Here is a 19,618-nt window from a genome sequence, read left to right on the forward strand (position 1 = left end):
GGCGTTATGCCCGGCCTTCTCGTCGATCTGCCTTGGGAGGAGGCCGATTTGCTACTGCGTATCGAGCTGCTGCTGCGGGCGCCATTTCGCCAGGCGGTTCTCGATCAGCGTCATGATGTATTCGGCGACAAGCGTGACGACCATGACGAGGAGGATGGCCGCGAACATGCCGGCGGCGTCGAAGGTTCCTTTCGCGATCGAGATCAACTGACCGATGCCGAAGCGGGCGCCGACGAATTCGCCGACGATGGCGCCGATGATCGCGAAGCCGAAGGAGACGTGCAGGCTGGCGAAGATCCAGCTCATCGCCGAGGGAATGACCACCGTGCGCGTCACCTGCCAGTCGGAGGCGCCGAGAATGCGGGCATTGGCGATCATGTTGCGGTCGGCTTCGCGCACACCCTGGAAGGCGTTGGCGAAGACGACGAAGAACACCATGATGAAGGCAAGCGCCACCTTGGACGGCAGGCCGAGCCCCATGATCATGATGAAGATCGGGGCCAGGACCACGCGTGGGATCGAGTTGATCGCCTTGATGTAGACGGAGAAAATGTCGGACAGGAAACGGTTGCGGCCGAGGCCGATGCCGACGAAGACGCCGGTGATCGAGCCTGCGAAGAAGCCGATCAGCGCCTCTTCCATCGTCACCCACAGATTATACCAGAGTGACCCTTCGGTGGTGCCTTCGGTGGCCCATTCGTAGAGACGCTCAAGCACGCCGCTCGGGCTCGAATAGAAGAACGGGTCGATCCACTGCATGTTGGAGGAGAGCTCCCACATGCCGATCACGAAGACCAGAATGGCGATCTGCCAGAAGCGCACCAGCGTGTTGCGCCGGCGCATCGCCTTCAGCGCGGAGGCTTCGATCTCGGCATCTGACGTGCCCGCGCGAAAGAGAGTGGCCGATCCGGCCTCGAGTGTGACGTGTGCCATGATAATCCTCCCGTCAGGCCGCTTCGCTTGCGCGGCGGTAGCTGGTCTCGACCTCTTCGCGCAGGTCCTCCCAGATCGTCTTGCAGTAATCGATGAAGTTCTGCTCGTAGCGGATCTCCGATACGACGCGGGGGCGGGGAAGGTCGATCGTGTAGACCGATTTCACCGTCGCGGGACCGGCGGTGAGCACATAGACCTTGTCTGCAAGCGCCACGGCTTCTTCGAGATCGTGGGTCACGAAGACTACGGAGGCCTTGCGTTCGGCCCATAGCTTCAGGAGTTCTTCGTGCATGACCGTGCGGGTCTGCACGTCGAGAGCCGAGAAGGGCTCGTCCATCAGCAGGATTTCAGGTTCGTTGATGAAGGTCTGCGCCAGCGAGACGCGTTTGCGCATGCCGCCGGAAAGCTGATGGGGATAGTGGTGCAGGAACTTCGACAGGCCGACGCGGGCCAGCCAGTCACGAGCGCTCTGTTCCGCCTCGGCGCGGGACTTGCCGCGAAACAGCGGGCCGGCCATGACATTGTCGATGACGTTCTTCCATGGGAAGAGCGCGTCGGTCTGGAAGGCAAAGCCGACACGCGGATCGATGCCGGTGATCGGCCCGCCCATCAGACGGACTTCGCCCGCGCTCGGGCGTGCCAGGCCCGTCACGAGATTGAGCGTCGTCGATTTGCCGCAGCCGGTGGGGCCGACGACGGCGACGAACTCGCCGCGGGCGACCGTCATGTTGAAATCGCGCAGCGCAGTGAGCGACTTTCCGGTCGGCGAGACGAAGCGCCGGCTGACATTGATCAGCTCGATCGCCGGGGTCTGTTTGTTGTCCTGTTGCATGGTGATACCTGGAGGCGTACTTAAGGGCGCGCACGCGATGCCCATGATCGAACGGACGCCGCTTCCGCCGGGGAGCCGGAAAGCGGCGCGGTGGCCTCACTTGACGTTCTTGACGAACTCGATCGTGTAGGACTTGGAAAGGTCGATCTGCTTGCCCTTGACGTTCTTGGAGAACTCCGAGAGCACGGCAAGCACGGTCTGCGGACCGTCTTCCGGCATGACGCCATCGGGCGTGAACATGCCCTTGCCCTCTTCGAGAGCCTTGATGTAGCCGTCCTTGTCGCCGACGTAGAAATCCTTCGGCATCTTGTCGGCGATCTCGGCGGCGGAATGGGTGTTGATGTACTTCAGCGTCTTGACGAAGGCGTTGGCGAGTTTCTGTGCCTCGTCCTTATGTTCTTCGACCCATGAGGTTTCCATGTAGAGCGAGGCCGCCGGATAGGTGCCGCCGAGCGCCTTGCGGGTCGCTTCAACCGTGCGCATGTCGACGAGAACGCTCGCTTCGCCTGTCTTGATCATTCGCGAGATCGTCGGCTCCGTCGTCATGCCGGCCTGGATCTGATCCTGCTGCATGGCGGCGATGAAGGTGCCGCCGGCGCCGACCGGAATGGTGACGACGTCGCCGGGCCTGAGGCCGGCCTTGGAGGCCATGAAGAGGGTCAGGAAGTTGGTGGAGGAGCCGAGACCGGTGACGCCGAGGCTCTTGCCCTTGAAGTCGGCCGGCGACTTGATCTCGGGATGCTTGCTCGAAACCATCTCGACCTCGCCCGGCGCCTGGCTGAACTGGACGATGGATTCGACGAACTTGCCCTTGGCCTGGAGGTCCACACAGTGGTCGTAGAAGCCGACGACGCCCTGGACGGCGCCTGCCAGAAGCTGGTTTTCGGCATCGACGCCGGCAGCTTCGTTCAGCAGTTCGACATCGAGACCTTCCTCCTTGAAGTAACCGAGAGACTCGGCAAGCTTGGCGGGCAGATAGATCTGCTTCTCATAGCCGCCGACCATGATGGTGATCTTGTCGGCTGCATGGGCGACGCCTGACGTGAACGAGGCTGCGGCGAGAAGCGCGGAAAAAGCGACGGTGTGAAAAAGGCTGCGTGAAGAACGCATGGAAATCTCCTCCTGATGGTTTACCCGCATCGTCGTCTCGCCACCTTGACCCGTGTCTCCTCCACGATGCTGGCCTTTCCTAAGACGCCGAAGCTTTCAACTAGCTTTCAGCCGCAGACAGGTTAACAGCCCCTCCATAAATCACGCCGATATGGGCTGCGCGCGGTCCTTACAATAACCGCGGATGCGCAATCGGCCAGCAGATTTGCTGACGGTGGCCGGGATAGCAGTTGGTCTGGTGATGTCTGAAAAGCTGCAGCGCTTTGCGTTAGCCTCAGCTTGCAAAGCTTCGAAGATCCTTCAGCAGGTTGCGATACCTGGCCTGGCTGCCGACCAGATGTTCGCGCATGGCGTTGCGGGCCGCCTGATCGTCCCTGTCGGAGATCGCCACGATGATCGCTTCGTGTTCCCTGTGGATCAGTTTGCGATAGGCGGTCTGCTCGGCTGTCCGCGATTCAGGAACGACCCTCGATTGCGGGATGATCGCCATGCCTTGGGATTCCAGGAAGTGCTTGAACAGCGGATTGTTGGTCGCCTCGGCGATTGCGACATGGAGTTCGAGATCCGCCTCGCGGATGGACTGATCGGTCTCGATGCACTGGAGGATTTTCCGGTGGCATTCGAAGATCGCTTCCTCCTGCGCCGGCGAACGGCGGAGCGCGGCGAGCCCCGCCGCCTCGATTTCAACAGGGGTACGGATTTCCAGGACTTCCAGATCGGAGGCGACCCGGGCCTTGTCGACTTTCCGGCCCGACAGCGCTGGGTCGGAGCTGATCACGAAGATGCCCGCGCCCTGACGCACCTCGACCAGCCCGTCGGAACGAAGGGCGGCCACGGCTTCGCGCACCACGGTTCGGCTGACGCTGTGCGTCTCGGTCAGCTCGTGCTCGCTCGGAAGCTTGTCGCCGGCGGCGTACTGGCCGCTGAGGATCGCTTGCCGCAGGCTTTCGCCAACCTGTGAGACCAGCGACCCCGAGCCCCTGCTGCGATCCTTCCCCTGCATAGCCACGCCTCGACCCCCGCATCGGCTTCGATCCGGACGCCGAACCTGCGACATTCCGAAATTTGCGATTCATCACACATGTATGACAAATCTTGCACGCTTTCAATGGATGAAGGTCAGCCGCTTCTCCTTGACTGCTTTTATCAACGCCAATGAAAATTCGGCCTTGTATTCTCTGAAGACCTCAACGCTGCGTCAGCCTGCCGGCAAGCCTCAGTCGGACGTTATTCTCTATAGTGCTGGATGCAATCAAAATTAATCGCTATGATTATGGATGATTGATGATGAGGAGTTTTCGATGGAGACCAAAGTTCTGACGGCCCATGTTCCATTGCCGCTTGCGCAGAAGGTCGATCAGCTCGCATCTCGGCTCGAACGTTCGCGCGGCTGGATCGTCAAGCAGGCCCTGACTGCATGGATTGACCAGGAAGAGGAGCGCCGGCGTTTGACGCTTGAGGCGTTGGCCGACGTGGATAGCGGCACCGTTGTCGATCACCAGTCTGTTCAAGCCTGGGCCGATAGTCTCGATACCGACGCGCCGATTTCGTTGCCCCGGTGATGGAAGTCAAGTGGACGAGCAAAGCGGTCTCGGACATCGCCCGCCTATACGACTTTCTCTCCCCGGTCGACCGACGCGCTGCGACCCGAACTGTACAGGCACTGACGGCAGCCCCCGCACGGCTGCTCGAACAGCCGCGTCTCGGCGACCGGCTTGAGGAGTTCGATCCTCGTGAGGTCCGCCGCATTCTCGTTGGCCGTTATGAGCTACGCTATGAAATCCAGCAGTCGACGATCTATATATTGCGGCTTTGGCATACGCGTGAGGATCGGTAGAAGCCCTTACAGCCGCCTTGTCGACTCCCCACGCACGAATCTCGGCGTCAGAATGAAATCCTGCGGCGGCTCGGCGGCCGCCGCGGGGCTTGCGATCCTGGCCAGCAGGCGCTGTGCCGCCAATTCGCCGAGCTTCTGCGCATCCTGCACGACCATGGTGATGCGCGGCGTGATGACGTTGCTCCAGGGCACGTCGTCGACCATTGCCAGCGATACGTCGTCGGGACAGCGGAAGCCCATCTCCTGCATCACCTGCAGGGTTGCCAGCCCCATCATGTTGTTGGCGCCGATGATGGCGGTCGGCCGGTCGCGGCGGGTGAGCAGGCGCATCGCCTGTGTATGGCCGCCGCTCCTGGTATAGCCGCCCTCCACCACCAGCGTGGGATCGACGTCGATGCCGGCGCCGGCCATCGTGTCCAGGAAACCCTTCAGGCGCTCGTCGGCGGTGTGCAGGCCGCTCGGGCCGGAGATGAAAGCGATGCGCCGGTGGCCGAACTGCAGCAGGTGCTCGGTCAGGATGGTCGTCGTCAGCGGATTGTCGGAGCCGACGAAATCGCGCTCGGCGCCCTCCACCTTCTGGTCGAACATGACGATCGGCGTCTTGAAGTCACGCAGGAAGCTTGCGTATTCCTCGCCGCGCCCGTTTGCTGCCAAGGCGATGCCGGCAATCTTCTGCGCCTGCAGCCGTTCCAGCAGCGCCCGTTCGAGATCGGCTCTGCCAGAGGAATCGGCGATCAGCACGAAATAACCGTGGTCGAGCGCCTGGTGTTCGATCTCTCGGCGGATGTCGCCGAAGAACATGTTGCCGAGATTGGCCGAGACGAAGCCGATGATCGAACTGCGCCCGCGCGCCAGCGTCTGGGCCACCGGATCGATCCGGTAGCCGGTCGATTGTATCGCCTGCTGGATGCGGTCGAGCGTCTCGGCGCCGACTCGCTTCGGGCTATTGAGCGCGAGCGAGACGGTCGAGATCGAAACTCCCGCAAGTCGCGCGACATCGCGTATGGTGGTCATTTCTGTCGAACCGGTTCTAATGCCTCCTTCTGTCACTTTTTCATGGTATGCGCAACATATCCCGCTCGATCGCCCAGTTATGGTGCATTTATCCCGCAGTTCTGCAATCCGCGAATTTCGGCTTGACAGATATGGGATCAAGGAAGATGTTCAGTCACCGAACCGGTTCGATATGAGGTGGAACCGGAAAACAGGGAGGAGAAACCTGTGATGAGTTCGGAGCGCCTGCCGGAAAATCCGGTATCGGGAGCGGGCAAGCACGCCTGGTTCAGCCATGATCGTCTCGGCATGTTCATTCATTGGGGTCTCTATGCCCTTGGAGCCCGGCATGAGTGGTTGAAGAACCGCGAAGAGCTGACCGACGACCATTACCAGCGCTATTTCGACAATTTCGATCCCGATCTCTACGATCCCAAGGAGTGGGCGCGCCGGGCCCGTCTCGCCGGCATGAAGTATGTCGTGGTGACGACCAAGCATCACGAAGGCTTCTGCCTTTGGGACAGCAAGGTCACCGATTACAAGGCGCCGAACACGCCCTGCGGCAGGGACCTGCTGACGCCGCTGGTCGAGGCCTTCCGCGCGGAGGGGCTGAAGATCGGCTTCTATTATTCGCTGCTCGACTGGCACCACCCCGATTTCCCGATCGATGTCCACCATCCCCTGCGCAATCATCCGCAAGCCGAGGCGCTGAATGCCGGCCGCAACATCGCCAATTACGCCGCCTATATGCGCGAACAGGTGCGCGAGCTTCTGACCGGCTTCGGCCGCATCGACATCATCTGGTTCGATTTCAGCTATCCCCAGCGCGAATATCACGGCCTGCCCGGCAAAGGGCGCGCCGATTGGGAGAGCGAACGGCTGCTTGAACTGGTGCGTGAGTTGCAGCCCGAAATCATCGTCAACAACCGTCTCGATCTGCCGCCGGGCAAGCTGCCCGACATAACGACGCCGGAGCAATATACGCCGCGCGTGGCGCCTGCTATCGCCAGCCAGGGCGTGCTCTGGGAAGCCTGCCATACCTTCAGCGGCTCCTGGGGCTATCACCGCGACGAGGATAGCTGGAAAAGCCCGGAACAGATCATTCAGTTGCTCATCGATTCCGTCGCGCTCGGCGGCAACCTCTTGATGAATGTCGGCCCGACCGGCCGCGGTACCTTCGATGCGCGCGCCATCGCCGCGCTGGAGATCTACCAGAACTGGATGGACGTCAATGCCCGGTCGATCTACGGCGCCGGCCCGTCCCAATTTTCGGCGCCGGTCGGCTGCCGCTACACCCAGCGCGGCAATCGCCTCTATCTGCATGTCTATAACTGGCCTTACCGCCACATCCACATCGAGGGCCTCGCCGACAGGATCGCCTATGCGCAGTTCCTGCACGACGCCAGCGAGGTGCGCTGGCTCAGCCACACGAGGGATGTGGATTCCAATATCGGCGTGATGGTGCCGGAAGGCATGATCATGCTCGAACTGCCGGTCCGGCGACCTGACGTTACCGTCCCGGTGATCGAGATCGTCCTCAAGGCGTGAACTCGGTCGCATTCGCGTGTTCTTGCGTCACGGAGGGAGGAGAAACCCATGAAGGTTCTGAAGAAAACGCTTTTGCTTGCCGCAATCGGCGGCAGCCTCTTTGCCACATCCGCTTCGGCCGAGCAGGTCAACCTGACCTGGCAGATGTGGACCGGTTCCGATGCCGACACCAAGGGCTGGCAGCACCTTGCCGACATGGTGACGGCCAAATATCCCGATATCAAGGTGACGTTGACGACGACCGGCTGGGTCGATTACTGGACGCGACTGCCGGTGTTGGCGGCGTCGGGCCAGCTTGCCGACATCGTTTCCATGCAGTCGCTGCGCATGCCGAATTTCTATTCGCTGCTCGAACCGCTGAACGACCGGATCGCGGCCGACAAGTTCGACGTCGGCGCTTTTACGCCATCAATCATCGGCGGCATGTCGGTCGACAAGCAGCTATACGGTCTGCCCTATGACGTTGGTCCCTGGGTCGTCTATTATAACCAGGATGCGCTCAAGGCTGCAGGCATTCCGCTGCCGAAGCCGGGCTGGACGCTCGCAGAATTCACCGACGCCGCCAAGAAGCTGACGAAAGACGGCAAGTACGGCTTCGGCATTACCCCGCAGAACTATTCGGTGCTGGCGTCGGCCTGGGGCGACAAATATGTCAACGATGCCGGCGAGCTCGATCTTACCAATCCCGGCGCTATTGCGGCTGCCGACAGGGTGATCGGCTTTGCCGCCAAGGATAAGATCGCGCCGCTGGTGCCGTCGAGCGCTGATGTCGGCACATTCATCCAGGGCCGGTTCAATTCGGGCAACGTCGCCATGTATGTCGACGGACCCTGGTCGATCATCGGCATGAAGGACAAGGCCAAGTTCAAGATCGGTCTCACAACGCTGCCGCGCGCCGATGCCAAGGAGCTCGCTGCGGTCACGGCGGGCTCCGGTTTCGGCATCTCCACGACGAGCAAGAACAAGGATGCGGCCTGGAAGGCGATCCAGGTGCTGACCAGCCCTGAGGCACTGCAATATCTCGCCGAACAGGGCCGTGCGCTCCCGGCGCGCACGGCTTCGCAATCGTCCTGGTACAAGGTGGCGGCCAAGGACATTACCAATGGCGGCGAGGCGCTCGATTATTCGCTGGCGCATTCGGTGCCCTATGTGATCACCAACAACTGGGCGGCAGTGGAAAACCTGTTCAACCAGTATTTCCCGCCGGCCTTCGGCGGCAGCGCCGACGCCAAGCAGACGATGGAATCCATCCAGAGCCTCGCGCAGCAATAGAGTGCCTGCGCGTCCGCAGGGCGCGCTCGCTCTCGACGCGGCAGGAGGTGCCGCGCATGGAGGAAGACATGTCGGAGAGCGCCGTTGCCGAAATCGCTATTCAGCCTGATCAGCCGCGGCGCTTCCTGATGCCGGAGACGCAAACGGCGATGCTGTTCCTGCTGCCGAGCTTCCTCGGCTTCATGGTCTTCATGGCTCTGCCGATCCTGGCCTCGCTGGCGCTCTCCTTCACCAACTGGCAGCTGCTCTCGACGCCGTCCTTCGTCGGTTTGCAGAATTATATCAAACTGTTCACCGTCGACCCTGCCTTCTACACCATCCTGGGCAACACGCTGTTCTTCGCCGTCGAGTATCTTGTGCTCAACATCGTCGTCTCGCTGACGCTCGCGGTCTGGATTTCGAGCCTCAAGCGCGGCAAGGCGATTTTCCGGGTGATCTTCTTCCTGCCGACCTTTACCCCGACGATCGCAGCCTCGGTGGTGTGGCTGCTGATCTTCACGCCGGACGGGCTCGCCGACAGCGTCATCGGCTGGCTCGGCCTCGGCCTGCCGAATTTCCTGCTGAGTTCGAGCTGGGCCATGCAGGCGGTCGTGCTCGTCACGCTCTGGGCCAATGTCGGCTACAACGTGGTGATGTTCAACGCCGCGCTCGATCTGGTGCCGAAGCATTATCTCGAAGCGGCGATGATCGACGGCGCCGGTCCGTGGCGGCGCTTCTGGCGCATCCGCCTGCCGCTCATCTCGCCGACGGTCTTCTTCGCCACCGTCATGACGGCCATCACCTCGCTGCAGGTCTTCGACGAAATCTTCGCAATGACGCGCGGCGGCCCCGGCTCGGCGACGGCCACCCTCGGCTTCGCCATCTATCAGAAGGGCTTCACCAATTTCCAGATGGGCTATGCCTCGGCGCTCGCCTGGGTGATGTTCGTCATGATCATGGGCCTGACTATCCTGCAGTTCCACATGCAGCGCAAATGGGTGCATTATGACGAATAACCCGGCCTCACGGCATCCGCACTCCCTGTCCCTGAACCGGCATCGCATCCTGCGGCACATCGGCACTTTCTTCAGCTACACCGCATTGTCGCTGATCGCGCTGCTCTTCCTTTTTCCCTTCTTCTGGATGGTGTCGAACGCGGTGCGCTCCAATACCGAAGTGCTCGCCGTGCCGGTCCGCATCCTGCCGGAGGAATATCAATGGGGCAATTTCGTCGAGGCGCTGGTGTCGCTGCCCTTCGGCACCTTCCTCATGAATTCCATCGTTGTCGCCTGCGGCGTTACCGCAATCGTTATCGTGGTGTCCTGCCTTTCGGCCTACGCTTTCGCCCGTCTGAGGTTCCCCGGCCGTGAGGGGCTGCTGCTCACCTATCTCAGCACGCTGATGATCCCGCAGGTGATGCTGGTCATCCCGCTCTTCCTCATCGTCAGCAAGCTTGGCTGGATCAATACCTATCACGGAATGATCCTGCCGGTCGCCTTCTCTTCCTTCGGCACCTTCCTGCTGCGGCAGTTCATCCTCGGCATTCCCAAGGATCTCGACGAGGCGGCGATGATGGACGGGGCATCGCGCCTGCGCATCCTGGTGAGGATCATCGTTCCGCTTGCCATGCCGGCGATCGGCCTTCTCGCGCTCTTTACCTTCATAGCGCAGTGGAAGAGCTTCCTCTGGCCGCTGATCGCCACTAGCGGGCTCGATAAGGCGACGCTGCCGCTCGGTCTCACCCTGTTCCAGACGCAGCAGGGCACTTCCTGGAACTACATCATGGCGGGCGCGACGATCTCCATGGTGCCGGGCGTCATACTCGCCATCGTGCTGCAGAGGGTGATCTACAAGGGCATCAGCGTCGGCTCCGGCTTTGGCGGGCGTTAGTCTCAGAATACAAGACTTGTTTCATCTCGCGTGCCGATGAAGGACACGGTCGCCGCCGGCGTCGACGCACTCGCCGCGATGGAGGCCGGCGATCTCGACGTCACCATCCTCCAGAGCGCCGCCGGATAGGGCGCCGCCACGGTCGAGGCTGCCGTGAAGCGCGTTAGGAAGGAGAAGGTGCCGCGCGAAAACAACGTTCCTTTCCAGCTCGTGAAGCCTGGGAACATCCATGGCCGTCGCACCGGTCAGAAACAGGACCGATGGGCTCGCATGGAAGAGAATGGCCGGCGGCGCGGCGATGAAATGGCCGATGACGAGCAGGTAGACGAGGCCCATCGCCTTATGCGCCGGACGCCAGCGGCAGTAGCCGATCTAATTTGTTCAGAACGAGGAGCAGCCCGACCGCCAGTAGGTAAGGCCGAAGATGCCCAGGGGCGACGACAAGCCGAGATGGAGGATCGCGAACATGGCGATGAGGCCGGCGATGGCAAGGATGCCCTGTCTTTTCAGCACGGTTCGATATCCAGCTAGGCGACGCAGATGCCTGCGACTGCGACCTTCTGGAAGAGATGCGGCGAGGCAATCGCCGAAGACGGATAGACCGATGTTTTTGCCCTGAATTCCGGATGGACAAAGGCGGCCCGGAAATGCGCGTTGGATTCCCAGACGGCACAATTGAAGTAGGTCGGGTTTTCGCCCAAAGCGCGATGCAGCTGGGTGGAGATGAAGCCGGGCTGGCGTTTCATGAAAGCCGCGTCGTCCTGCCAGACCTCGAGGAATTTCGGCTCGTCTGCCACATCGAGTGTGAAAAGATTGATGAGCACGACCGGCGAGGCTTCGAGCCCGATTTGCCGGTCGATGGGGAAGGCGGGGTCCAGCGGACGAATGCGTGACATGACTTGCTCCGGTCCATATGGTTCTATGGTGTCAACTCGACATGAAGAGAACATATTGTGTTGACACTATAATGTCAATTTAGTTTGATGGTGACAAATGGACCACGCCGAGCGAAGTGCAGCAGGATCCGCATTGACCGACCTCGTCCTCGACCTGTTCAGGCTGAACAACCGCATGCTGACATCCGGCGACAGGCTGGTCGCCGGCCTCGGGCTGACGAGCGCGCGCTGGCATGTTCTCGGCACCGTCGGCGCGTCGGAGCGCCCGCAGCCGGTAGCCTGGTTGGCGCGCGACATGGGTGCCAATCGCCAGAACGTGCAGCGCATCGTCAATGATCTGGAGAAGGAAGGGCTTGTTGCCTTCGCGGTCAACCCGCATCACCGCCGCGCTCAGTTGGTCGTGCTGACGGAGAAGGGGCGGGAGACATTCAACGAGGCCATGCGCCTCCAGGCCCCCTGGGCCAGCGGCCTAGCCGAAGGCCTCGAAATCTCGGACATTCAAGGCACTCACCGTGTCATGAAGGCGCTTCTGCGCAAGCTGGAAAGAAGCGAGGATGCTGGGGAAGAGGGCTGAGGTCGCCCGGCGTCGATGTACGATCTTTGGAGAGCGCCTCAGTCTCGCCAACCCCGGCGGCGATAGCGCGCCGCCTCGATCTTCGGAAATGGTGGGATGCGGGTCGCCCAAAAAACGATCAGCCACGGCCCGTTGCGAGGTCGTGGCTGATGCAGCGCGCAATCTGTGGGAGACAGGCGCGGCCGGTTACTTGTTGGCGGCGAGCGCCACGTTGACCTTTTCGACGTCGGCGCTCATGGCCTTGAAGGTGTCTTCGAGGGACAGCTCGCCGACGATCAGCTGGCTCATCCGCTGGACGATGAGCTGATAAATGGCGGACGAGCCCTTGAGGCGTTCCAGGTCACGGGCTGCCTTCGGGGCGCTGTTGCGGGCAGCGAGGAAGACGGCCATGGCATCCTGGGCGTTCTTGCTCTCGAGCTTGTACTGCGGATCCTTGATGTCGGCGCCGGTCAGGATCACGTAGTTTTCGGCGATTTCACGCTGGATCTTTTCGGAGCCGAGGAACTCGATGAAAGCGGCGACGGCCTCCGGATGCTTGGTGCGCTTGAAGCCGACGATCGCCGTGCCACCCGGCATCGCATAGCAGCCGGCGTCGCCGCATGGCGCGCTGATCGCCGTCCAGTCGAAGGCGTCGGCGATCTTCTTCTGGAACGGATTGACCATCCAGTTGCCGGCGAGATAGGTCACGACATTGCCGTTGACGAACTCGTCACCCATGTTCTTGTACTGGGTTCCGCCGGCAGCACCCCACATTTCCTTGGGGAAAGAGCCGTCCTTGGTCCAGTTGTAGAGATCGGTGATGTAGCGCTTGGCGGCGTCGTCGGGGAACGAGAACTTGCCGTCCTTGACGTAGTTCGAGCCGTAGGAGAAGGCAGCACCCGAGAAGCGATGGCCCGAGCGGTCCATGGTGAAGGGGATCTGGGCGCCGGTCGCCTTGGCGACTCGGGCGGAGGCTTCGACGATGTCCTTCAGCGTGGCTGTGGGCTGGGGAAGCGGTTCTTTGGCCTGCTCGAAGAGCGTCTTGTTGACGAAGGGCAGGTTGAAGGTCTGCGACGCGACATAGCCGTTGATCGAGTTCGGATCGTTGACGCCGGGGAAGCGAAGCGTGTTCAGGCTGTCGCCGTGCAGCTTGGCGAAGCCATCCGGATCCTTCATCAGCGGGCGCATGTCGAGGTAATAGGGCGCCAGCTGCCAGTCGGTGATCTTGGCAACGTCAGGGCCTTCGCCAATGGCGAGCTGCACCGGCAGCTGCTTGGCGACCGCATCATAGCCCGATGAAACGAAATTCACCTTGATATCGGGATGCGCTGTCTCGAATTCCTTGCTCAGCGCTTCCATCCGCTCGACGTAAGCCTGGTCGTCGTCGGTGAAGAGAAAGGTGATCGTCTGGGTTTCCGCCATAGCCGCGCTGGACCATGCGAAAGAAACGGTGGCAAGCGCCAGTGCGAAAGCCCCTGATAGATACGTTTTCATTTTCATCCTCCCATGAAAACATTTTCATCAATCGCGACCTCAGCCATCGATAGGCCAATTTCATATACTTGACATTTGTCCCGTCAAGCTATTTCCTATGCGAATAGCGATGTTTTTGAGCAATTTTTGAAAACGCTTACGGAAATAACCTGATGAAAATATTTTCATACGATTGCGGAGGAGGCGATCTGTGAAAACGGAAAGCAGCAAGCAGCCGGACGACATGGCGCCAGCCTACAGCGTGGCAGAGGGGCAGACGATCACGGCATGGGCCGTGTCGGCCCTCATCGAGAGCTATTTCCCAGGCGAGCCGGCACCTGCCGAAGATCGCGTGAACTATCGTTTCATCAACGGTTTCGTCGACGTCGGCGACCTGCCGTGCCGCAAGGCCTTCTGGTCCACCATGGTTGGCCGCGAGCTCGAGCCCGACACATCCTGGCCGACCGAAAGCCTCAATCTTCCCGGCTCGAACCGCCGCGTCGAATTCACCAGCTTTTGGCATGTGCCCACACATGTGAGGAAATGGCTGAAGGGCACGTTCAGGACGGAAGCGCCGCGCACGCTCAACCTCGCGCTCAAGACCTGCGGCGGCGTTCGCATATGGGTCAATGGGCAGGAGTCGGTGCGTTTCGAGCCCTTCAAGCGCAACACCGAGAGCGCAACCGAGATCGCGCTCTTGCTCGAAGCCGGCGACAACGAGATTCTCGTCCATTCAGAAGATCTCGCCGAGCGCGACACGACCTGGTTCTTCGAGCTCGAAATGCTGGACAAGGAGCCGCTCTCGGTCCTGCTGCCGGTCGCGCTCGATCAGGAGGAGGTGCGCGAACTGGAAGCGCTCTCGCGCGGCGTGCGCCCGGCGCGCGACGTTTTCATCGATCAGCCGCTGGAAATCGTCTTCGATACCGCGCCCGAGCGCGACCTGCCGGTGGAGATCAAGGTGGTCGGCCACGGCCATGAGCGACCGGTTCTCGCCCATGCGAAGCTCACCCTTCGCGCCCGTCAGGGCCTGTTGGTTGCCGAGGATATCCAGGGCATTGCCGACGGTTATCACGGCATCCACATGACGATCGGCTCGGGGCCCGGCTCCGTTACCCGCATCATCGATGCCGCCTTCATGAGCAGCATCTCACCATTGAAGGCAGAGGGATCGCTTGCCGCCCGGAAGCGCCAGGCGCTGGAATACAGCGCCCGCTTCGGCGCCAACCGTGCCGGCCGCCTGATCGCGATGATGGAAAACAGCTACGACGACCAGGAAAGCTTTGACCGCATCGTCGATGCGACGCTCGCCTCCATCGATCAGCGCGAGGACTGCTCGGATTTCATCATGGTGCCGCTCCTGTGGCTGCTCGGCGCCTATGGCGCCCGCATGCCCAAGGCCACGGTCGACCGCATTCGTCATTCCGTTCTCTCCTACCGCTACTGGGTCGACGAGCCGGGCAATGACGCGATGTGGTTCTGGAGCGAGAACCATGTGCTCTGCTTCCATACCAGCCAGCTTCTGGCCGGACTTCTGCTGCCCGACGAAGTCTTCTCGGCCTCGGGACGGACGGGACGGCAGCAGGCGGAACTCGCAGTGGAGCGCCTGGGGCGCTGGTTTGACAGCGTCGAGGCTCATGGCCTGGCGGAGTGGAACTCGGCCGCCTATTACCCGATCGATTTCATCGGCCTGCTGGCGCTGGAGCGCTGGGCGGATAACGGGATCGCCGATCGCGCCCGCGGCCAGATCGACCTCATCTTCCGGATGATTGCGCTCCACACGCTCGCTGGCGTTCCCGCCGGCTCCCAGGGTCGCGCCTATGACAAGGAACTTCGCGCCGGCCCGCTGACCGAGCTTGCGCCCTTCGCCCAGGTCGCCTTCGGCACCGGCTGGCTGAACAACGGCGTTGCGGCGCTGACCATGTTCTGCGCCGGTGACTATGAGCCGCCGGCCGATCTCGCCGAGCTTGCTTCGCTTTCGCGGGGAAGAAGCGTCGAGGCACGCTACAGCCAGGGGCTGGAGAGCGGAAAGCTCGTGCTCTTCAAGAACGAGGCCGCGCAGCTTTCGACGGTCGTCGATCACAAGACCGGCCGAAAAGGGCACCAGCAGCACGTTCTAGATATCCGGCTCGCCGGCAATCCGATGGCGAGGTTGTGGGTCAACCATCCCGGCGAAGACGACCCGTGGGGCAATCAACGGCCGTCCTATTGGGCCGGCAACGGCATCCTGCCGCGTGTCGCCCAGCATCGCGACGTCGCCCTTTTGATCGAGGACACGGGTGACGCGCGGCATGCGTGGACGCACGCCTATATCGGCCGCGACGGTCTCGACGATCTGATTGTCGAAGACAAATGGCTGATCGCCCGGTCGGGCAGGGGATTTGCCGCCCTCTGGGCGTCGAACGGCCTGGAGCTGATCACGGACGGCCCGACCGCCGGCCGCGAGGCGCGCTCGCACGGATCGCTCTGCGGCTGGGCGGCCATCGTAGCATCGGGCAATGACGACGCTTTCAAGGCCTTCATCGAGCGCCTGTGCCAGACGGCGGTGTCATTCGATCCCGCGCTTCGGCGTCTGTCCCTGACGCCGCCGGGCGGTCCGGCGATCGCTCTTTCCTATGCCGACGGTCTTTCGATCGCCGGCAAACACCGGCCGTTCACGCATGACCAGCCGCACCCGATCCTCACTCACGACAGTGCCGTGTCCCAAGCCAGCACTGACGGGCCGTTCTACTCCTAAAGCATAGGTCTCCAGCATGAACACAGCATGTGTCGACAATACCGCCCTCCTGACGACGATCGATCGCGTGGCGACGGCTTTCAGCCGGCTCAGGGGCATCAAGGAAGGCCTCGTAACAGACGATGCCGCCTCGGGAATCCAGTTCGACGAATGGGACTGGGAAGTCGGCGTCGGCCTTTACGGCTTCCTGCGCCGTGCGATCTCCGCCAATGACCAGAAGGCGCTGCAGGAGCTCGTTGCCTGGTACAGCGCGCAGATCGAGCGCGGCCTGCCGCCACGCCAGATCAACAGCACAGCGCCGATGCTGCCGCTCGCGATCCTCGTCGAGCATGTCGACCGCCCCGATTTCCGCGCGCTCGTTGAGGATTGGGCCGAATGGCTTGTCAAGGAGCTGCCGAAGACCGAGGACGGCGGTTTCCAACACGTCGTCAAGGAACGCCTCAACGACGGCGAATTGTGGGACGACACGCTGTTCATGGCCTGCCTGTTCCTCGCCCGGGCCGGCGTGCTCTGCGAGCGCAACGACTGGATCGACGAGGCCGTCTATCAGTTCGTCATCCACACCCGCTATCTCTCCGATCCCGTGACCGGCCTCTGGTATCACGGCTGGACCTTCAACGGCCGGCACAATTTTGCCAATGCCTTCTGGGCCCGCGGCAATGCCTGGATCACCGTTGCAATCCCCGAACTGTTCGATCTCGTGCCGACGCTCGGCGAGAAGGATCGGCGTTTCCTGTCGAATGTCCTCGTCAGCCAGGTGCGTTCCTTGAAGAAATACCAGCGGCCGGACGGCATGTTCACCACGCTTCTGGACGATCCGTCTTCGCCCTTGGAAACCTCGGCCACGGCTGGCATCGCCTATGGCATGTTGCGCGCCATCGACGCGGGCATTCTCGACGAGAGCGGCAGGGTTCATGCGGAGCGCGCGCTAAAGGCCGTGCTGGCGCAGATCGACGAGGAAGGCGTGGTCCACGGCGTTTCCGACGGCACGCCGATGGGCCATGACCTCGATTTCTACCGACGCATCCCGAACCTGCCGACACCTTACGGCCAGGCGCTGACCATGCTGCTGCTGACCGAAGTCCTGATCGAGAGTGGCCGCCGCCAATGAGTGCTCCCTCCCTCGTCGCGATCGAGGCGTTCGACGGCGACAATACCGATCGCCTGCAGGCCGCGATCGACACTCTTTCGGCGTCCGGCGGCGGGCGTCTTGAGCTCCTGGCAGGCATCCACATCTGCCGGGGCCTGCGACTGCGCTCCGGCGTCGATCTGCACCTTGCCGCCGGCGCGATCCTGCGTCCGGTCCCCGACTATGCGGCTTACGCGCATACGAGCGTATCGGTAATTGCCGAGAAGTCGGATCGCGGCATGATCGTCGCGAGGGAGGCGCGGCGGATCAGCCTGACGGGGGCGGGTCGCATCGAAGCCGGATGTGAAAGCTTCATCACAGGCGACGACGAGACGGTTGGAACCTTCGTTCCGGCCGAATTCCGTCCTCGCGTCGTCGTCTTCGAAGGCTGCGACGAGGTCGAGATGAGTTCCGTCACGATCAGCCGCTCGCCGATGTGGACGCTACATTTCGTCGACTGCACCGATCTCACGGTCCGGAACGTGAGCATCGAAAACGACCGCCGCCTTCCCAATACGGACGGCATCGTGCTCGACGCCTGCCGCGGCGCCGTCATCGAAGACTGCACTATATCGACGGCCGACGACGGCATATGCCTGAAGACGAGCATTGGGCCTGACGGCGTGGCCATCGGGCGATGCGAAAACATTCTCGTGCGCCGCTGCACTGTTCAGAGCCTCAGCTGCGCGCTGAAGATCGGCACGGAAACGCATGGCGATGTCAGCAACGTCGTCTTCGAGGATTGCGGCGTCTCGTCTTCTAACAGGGCGCTCGGCATCTTCTCCCGCGACGGCGGCCGGATATCGAATGTCAGGTTTTCCAGGATTTCGGTAGAGTGCCTGGAAACGCCGGATGGTTTCTGGGGCTCGGGGGAAGCGCTGACCGTCAATGTCGTCAACCGTATCGCCGAACGCCCCGCGGGCGCCATCGAAAATCTCGTCGTCGAAGACGTGACCGGCCGGATGGAAGGGGCGATCACCATCATTGCTGCCGCGACGTCAGGCATCCGGAACGTGTCGCTGGCCCGTATCGCCGTCGACCAGCAGCCCGGACAGCTTGGCACCGGGCGGACCTACGACCTGCGCCCGACGAATGCCGACCTCGCGCCGAAGGCCGATGGCGGCGGGCGCGCCAATGCCTGGACCCGTGGCTCCGACGGCAGGGTGATCGGTCTGCAGGACTATCCCCGGGGCATGCCAGCCATCTATGTGGCCGATGTCGCCGGGGTCTTGATGAACGAGGTGCGGATCACGAGGCCGACACCGTTGCCGCAAGGCTGGAACGAAAACGACGTCGTCTTCGAGACGGCGGCACCTGAGGGGAGTGGGGCATGGCAGAACTGAAACTTTCCACCGTCAACAAGTCATATGGCTCCGTTAAAGTCCTGCATGACGTCGAACTCGACATCAAGGATGGCGAGTTCGTCGTCTTCGTCGGTCCATCCGGTTGCGGCAAATCGACCCTTTTGCGCGTCATCGCCGGCCTTGAGGAGGTGACCTCGGGCGCAATCGCAATCGGCGGTCGCGACGTTAGCGCGCTGTCGCCGGCCGAGCGCAAGATTGCCATGGTCTTCCAGTCCTATGCGCTCTATCCGCATATGAGCGTGCGCAAGAACCTCGCTTTCGGCCTTGAAAATCTGAAATTCAAGCGCGCCGAAATCGACGCGCGGATCGCCGAAGCCGCCAGGATGCTGGCGATCGAGCCCTATCTCGACCGGCGTCCGAAGCAGCTTTCGGGCGGCCAGCGCCAGCGCGTGGCGATCGGCCGGGCGATCGTGCGCGAACCCGATATCTTCCTCTTCGACGAGCCGCTATCGAACCTCGATGCGGCGCTGCGCGTCCAGACCCGGGCGGAGATCACCAAGCTCCATCGCGAGATCAAAACGACGATGATCTACGTCACCCACGACCAGGTCGAGGCGATGACGATGGCCGACAAGATCGTCGTGCTGCGCGCCGGTCGGGTCGAGCAGGTCGGCGCGCCGCTCGACCTCTTCGACCACCCACGCAATCTCTTCGTTGCCGGCTTCCTCGGCTCGCCGCGCATGAACATCATCAAGGGCAAGGTCGCAGCCATCACGGAAAGCGGCATCGCCATTGATGTCGCCAACGGCGGGAGGATCGTCAGCGATGTCGATCCCGCTGGCATCGCCGTGGGGCAGGAGGTTCTCGCCGGCATAAGGCCCGCGCATTTCTCGCGCTCCAGCGGTCAGGGCCTGCCGTTCGTCGTCCAGTATCACGAGGGTCTGGGCACAGAGACCTATGTCTACGGCAATCTCGAGGGACAGGACGAGCAGATCATCATCCATGAGGCCGGCCATTTCGCGCCTAACCAGGGCGACCGGCTCGTGATCGATGCCGATCCGGCACGTGTTCATCTGTTCGATCCCAAAAGCGAACTTGCTTTTGCCCGTCGATCAGGACAGGGGAGGCGCTGACG

Annotated in this window: 19 protein-coding genes and 1 pseudogene; 12 read left to right on the forward strand and 8 right to left on the reverse strand. The window is 62.0% G+C overall.

Annotation, left to right across the window (positions count from 1 at the left end):
• Positions 1–51: 51 nt before the first annotated feature.
• From GA0061105_RS25100 to GA0061105_RS25115, 4 genes are all read right to left on the reverse strand, one after another.
• Positions 52–933, reverse strand: coding sequence for an ABC transporter permease (locus GA0061105_RS25100; RefSeq protein WP_092753616.1), 882 nt, complete (start codon positions 931–933; stop codon positions 52–54).
• 13 nt (positions 934–946) lie between these two features.
• The gene (locus GA0061105_RS25105; protein ID WP_092753618.1) at positions 947–1,765 is read right to left on the reverse strand and encodes an ABC transporter ATP-binding protein; all 819 of its coding nucleotides are present in this window, start codon (positions 1,763–1,765) and stop codon (positions 947–949) included.
• A 96-nt stretch (positions 1,766–1,861) separates the two neighbouring features.
• Entirely contained in the window at positions 1,862–2,875 is a 1,014-nt protein-coding gene (locus GA0061105_RS25110; RefSeq protein ID WP_092753764.1) for an ABC transporter substrate-binding protein, read from the reverse strand.
• A 274-nt stretch (positions 2,876–3,149) separates the two neighbouring features.
• Positions 3,150–3,878 carry a FadR/GntR family transcriptional regulator gene (locus GA0061105_RS25115; protein ID WP_064693106.1) on the reverse strand — a complete coding sequence of 243 codons (729 nt, stop codon included), beginning with the start codon at positions 3,876–3,878 and terminating at the stop codon, positions 3,150–3,152.
• A gap of 298 nt (positions 3,879–4,176) precedes the next feature.
• Between GA0061105_RS25115 and GA0061105_RS25120 the strand changes: the two genes are divergently transcribed.
• Positions 4,177–4,437, forward strand: a complete 261-nt coding sequence (locus GA0061105_RS25120; protein WP_064693235.1) for a CopG family ribbon-helix-helix protein — start codon at positions 4,177–4,179, stop codon at positions 4,435–4,437.
• The gene (locus GA0061105_RS25125; RefSeq protein ID WP_092753620.1) at positions 4,437–4,712 is read left to right on the forward strand and encodes a type II toxin-antitoxin system RelE/ParE family toxin; all 276 of its coding nucleotides are present in this window, start codon (positions 4,437–4,439) and stop codon (positions 4,710–4,712) included. Before GA0061105_RS25120 ends, GA0061105_RS25125 begins: the two co-directional genes overlap by 1 nt.
• A gap of 6 nt (positions 4,713–4,718) precedes the next feature.
• Here the strand turns inward: GA0061105_RS25125 and GA0061105_RS25130 are convergent, their stop codons facing one another.
• Positions 4,719–5,726 (reverse strand): LacI family DNA-binding transcriptional regulator, encoded by a 1,008-nt coding sequence (locus tag GA0061105_RS25130; protein WP_092753622.1) that lies wholly within the window; start codon positions 5,724–5,726, stop codon positions 4,719–4,721.
• 207 nt (positions 5,727–5,933) lie between these two features.
• Here GA0061105_RS25130 and GA0061105_RS25135 point away from each other — a divergent pair, with 207 nt between their 5' ends.
• The 5 genes and pseudogenes from GA0061105_RS25135 to GA0061105_RS25155 form a co-directional block, all read left to right on the forward strand.
• Positions 5,934–7,253 carry an alpha-L-fucosidase gene (locus GA0061105_RS25135; RefSeq protein WP_208601701.1) on the forward strand — a complete coding sequence of 440 codons (1,320 nt, stop codon included), beginning with the start codon at positions 5,934–5,936 and terminating at the stop codon, positions 7,251–7,253.
• A 48-nt stretch (positions 7,254–7,301) separates the two neighbouring features.
• On the forward strand, positions 7,302–8,525 hold the full coding sequence (locus GA0061105_RS25140) for an ABC transporter substrate-binding protein (protein ID WP_092753626.1): 1,224 nt from the start codon (positions 7,302–7,304) through the stop codon (positions 8,523–8,525).
• A 68-nt stretch (positions 8,526–8,593) separates the two neighbouring features.
• On the forward strand, positions 8,594–9,520 hold the full coding sequence (locus tag GA0061105_RS25145; protein WP_064693234.1) for a carbohydrate ABC transporter permease: 927 nt from the start codon (positions 8,594–8,596) through the stop codon (positions 9,518–9,520).
• Positions 9,510–10,394 (forward strand): carbohydrate ABC transporter permease, encoded by an 885-nt coding sequence (locus tag GA0061105_RS25150; RefSeq protein WP_092753628.1) that lies wholly within the window; start codon positions 9,510–9,512, stop codon positions 10,392–10,394. The genes GA0061105_RS25145 and GA0061105_RS25150 overlap by 11 nt, the downstream gene beginning before the upstream one ends.
• A 24-nt stretch (positions 10,395–10,418) precedes the next feature.
• Positions 10,419–10,622, forward strand: a pseudogene (locus GA0061105_RS25155) (rhizopine-binding protein); the annotation flags it as partial.
• Between the two features lie 153 nt (positions 10,623–10,775).
• Here the strand turns inward: GA0061105_RS25155 and GA0061105_RS33790 are convergent.
• Positions 10,776–10,907, reverse strand: coding sequence for a hypothetical protein (locus GA0061105_RS33790; RefSeq protein WP_280949953.1), 132 nt, complete (start codon positions 10,905–10,907; stop codon positions 10,776–10,778).
• 14 nt (positions 10,908–10,921) lie between these two features.
• On the reverse strand, positions 10,922–11,290 hold the full coding sequence (locus GA0061105_RS25160) for an antibiotic biosynthesis monooxygenase family protein (RefSeq protein WP_092753630.1): 369 nt from the start codon (positions 11,288–11,290) through the stop codon (positions 10,922–10,924).
• 97 nt (positions 11,291–11,387) lie between these two features.
• Between GA0061105_RS25160 and GA0061105_RS25165 the strand changes: the two genes are divergently transcribed.
• Positions 11,388–11,864, forward strand: coding sequence for a MarR family winged helix-turn-helix transcriptional regulator (locus GA0061105_RS25165; protein ID WP_064693099.1), 477 nt, complete (start codon positions 11,388–11,390; stop codon positions 11,862–11,864).
• Between the two features lie 186 nt (positions 11,865–12,050).
• On the opposite strand, the gene GA0061105_RS25170 is transcribed toward GA0061105_RS25165, so the two are convergent.
• Positions 12,051–13,337: an ABC transporter substrate-binding protein gene (locus GA0061105_RS25170; RefSeq protein WP_064693098.1), complete on the reverse strand. Its 1,287-nt coding sequence runs from the start codon at positions 13,335–13,337 to the stop codon at positions 12,051–12,053.
• 190 nt (positions 13,338–13,527) lie between these two features.
• Between GA0061105_RS25170 and GA0061105_RS25175 the strand changes: the two genes are divergently transcribed.
• From GA0061105_RS25175 to GA0061105_RS25190, 4 genes are read left to right on the forward strand one after another with little or no spacing between them, the layout of a single operon-like run.
• Positions 13,528–16,050, forward strand: coding sequence for a hypothetical protein (locus GA0061105_RS25175; protein ID WP_092753632.1), 2,523 nt, complete (start codon positions 13,528–13,530; stop codon positions 16,048–16,050).
• Positions 16,051–16,066: 16 nt separating this feature from the next.
• Positions 16,067–17,161 carry a beta-galactosidase BglB gene (gene bglB, locus GA0061105_RS25180; RefSeq protein ID WP_092753634.1) on the forward strand — a complete coding sequence of 365 codons (1,095 nt, stop codon included), beginning with the start codon at positions 16,067–16,069 and terminating at the stop codon, positions 17,159–17,161.
• A complete protein-coding gene (gene pglB, locus GA0061105_RS25185; RefSeq protein ID WP_092753636.1) occupies positions 17,158–18,522 on the forward strand; it encodes a polygalacturonase PglB in 1,365 nt (454 codons plus the stop codon). The genes bglB and pglB overlap by 4 nt, the downstream gene beginning before the upstream one ends.
• Positions 18,510–19,616, forward strand: coding sequence for an ABC transporter ATP-binding protein (locus GA0061105_RS25190; RefSeq protein ID WP_092753638.1), 1,107 nt, complete (start codon positions 18,510–18,512; stop codon positions 19,614–19,616). The genes pglB and GA0061105_RS25190 overlap by 13 nt, the downstream gene beginning before the upstream one ends.
• Positions 19,617–19,618: the final 2 nt, after the last annotated feature.

Origin of the sequence: Rhizobium aethiopicum (genome assembly GCF_900094625.1) — a bacterium.
GTDB classification, from domain to species: domain Bacteria; phylum Pseudomonadota; class Alphaproteobacteria; order Rhizobiales; family Rhizobiaceae; genus Rhizobium; species Rhizobium aethiopicum.

What these genes read in the sequence shown, in the direction of transcription:
- GA0061105_RS25100 (WP_092753616.1), bottom strand. Translation starts at nt 933, where the DNA reads ATGGCACACGTCACACTCGAGGCCGGATCGGCCACTCTCTTTCGCGCG.
- GA0061105_RS25105 (WP_092753618.1), bottom strand. Translation starts at nt 1,765, where the DNA reads ATGCAACAGGACAACAAACAGACCCCGGCGATCGAGCTGATCAATGTC.
- GA0061105_RS25110 (WP_092753764.1), bottom strand. Translation starts at nt 2,875, where the DNA reads ATGCGTTCTTCACGCAGCCTTTTTCACACCGTCGCTTTTTCCGCGCTT.
- GA0061105_RS25115 (WP_064693106.1), bottom strand. Translation starts at nt 3,878, where the DNA reads ATGCAGGGGAAGGATCGCAGCAGGGGCTCGGGGTCGCTGGTCTCACAG.
- GA0061105_RS25120 (WP_064693235.1), top strand. Translation starts at nt 4,177, where the DNA reads ATGGAGACCAAAGTTCTGACGGCCCATGTTCCATTGCCGCTTGCGCAG.
- GA0061105_RS25125 (WP_092753620.1), top strand. Translation starts at nt 4,437, where the DNA reads ATGGAAGTCAAGTGGACGAGCAAAGCGGTCTCGGACATCGCCCGCCTA.
- GA0061105_RS25130 (WP_092753622.1), bottom strand. Translation starts at nt 5,726, where the DNA reads ATGACCACCATACGCGATGTCGCGCGACTTGCGGGAGTTTCGATCTCG.
- GA0061105_RS25140 (WP_092753626.1), top strand. Translation starts at nt 7,302, where the DNA reads ATGAAGGTTCTGAAGAAAACGCTTTTGCTTGCCGCAATCGGCGGCAGC.
- GA0061105_RS25145 (WP_064693234.1), top strand. Translation starts at nt 8,594, where the DNA reads ATGTCGGAGAGCGCCGTTGCCGAAATCGCTATTCAGCCTGATCAGCCG.
- GA0061105_RS25150 (WP_092753628.1), top strand. Translation starts at nt 9,510, where the DNA reads ATGACGAATAACCCGGCCTCACGGCATCCGCACTCCCTGTCCCTGAAC.
- GA0061105_RS25160 (WP_092753630.1), bottom strand. Translation starts at nt 11,290, where the DNA reads ATGTCACGCATTCGTCCGCTGGACCCCGCCTTCCCCATCGACCGGCAA.
- GA0061105_RS25165 (WP_064693099.1), top strand. Translation starts at nt 11,388, where the DNA reads ATGGACCACGCCGAGCGAAGTGCAGCAGGATCCGCATTGACCGACCTC.
- GA0061105_RS25170 (WP_064693098.1), bottom strand. Translation starts at nt 13,337, where the DNA reads ATGAAAACGTATCTATCAGGGGCTTTCGCACTGGCGCTTGCCACCGTT.
- bglB (WP_092753634.1), top strand. Translation starts at nt 16,067, where the DNA reads ATGAACACAGCATGTGTCGACAATACCGCCCTCCTGACGACGATCGAT.
- pglB (WP_092753636.1), top strand. Translation starts at nt 17,158, where the DNA reads ATGAGTGCTCCCTCCCTCGTCGCGATCGAGGCGTTCGACGGCGACAAT.
- GA0061105_RS25190 (WP_092753638.1), top strand. Translation starts at nt 18,510, where the DNA reads ATGGCAGAACTGAAACTTTCCACCGTCAACAAGTCATATGGCTCCGTT.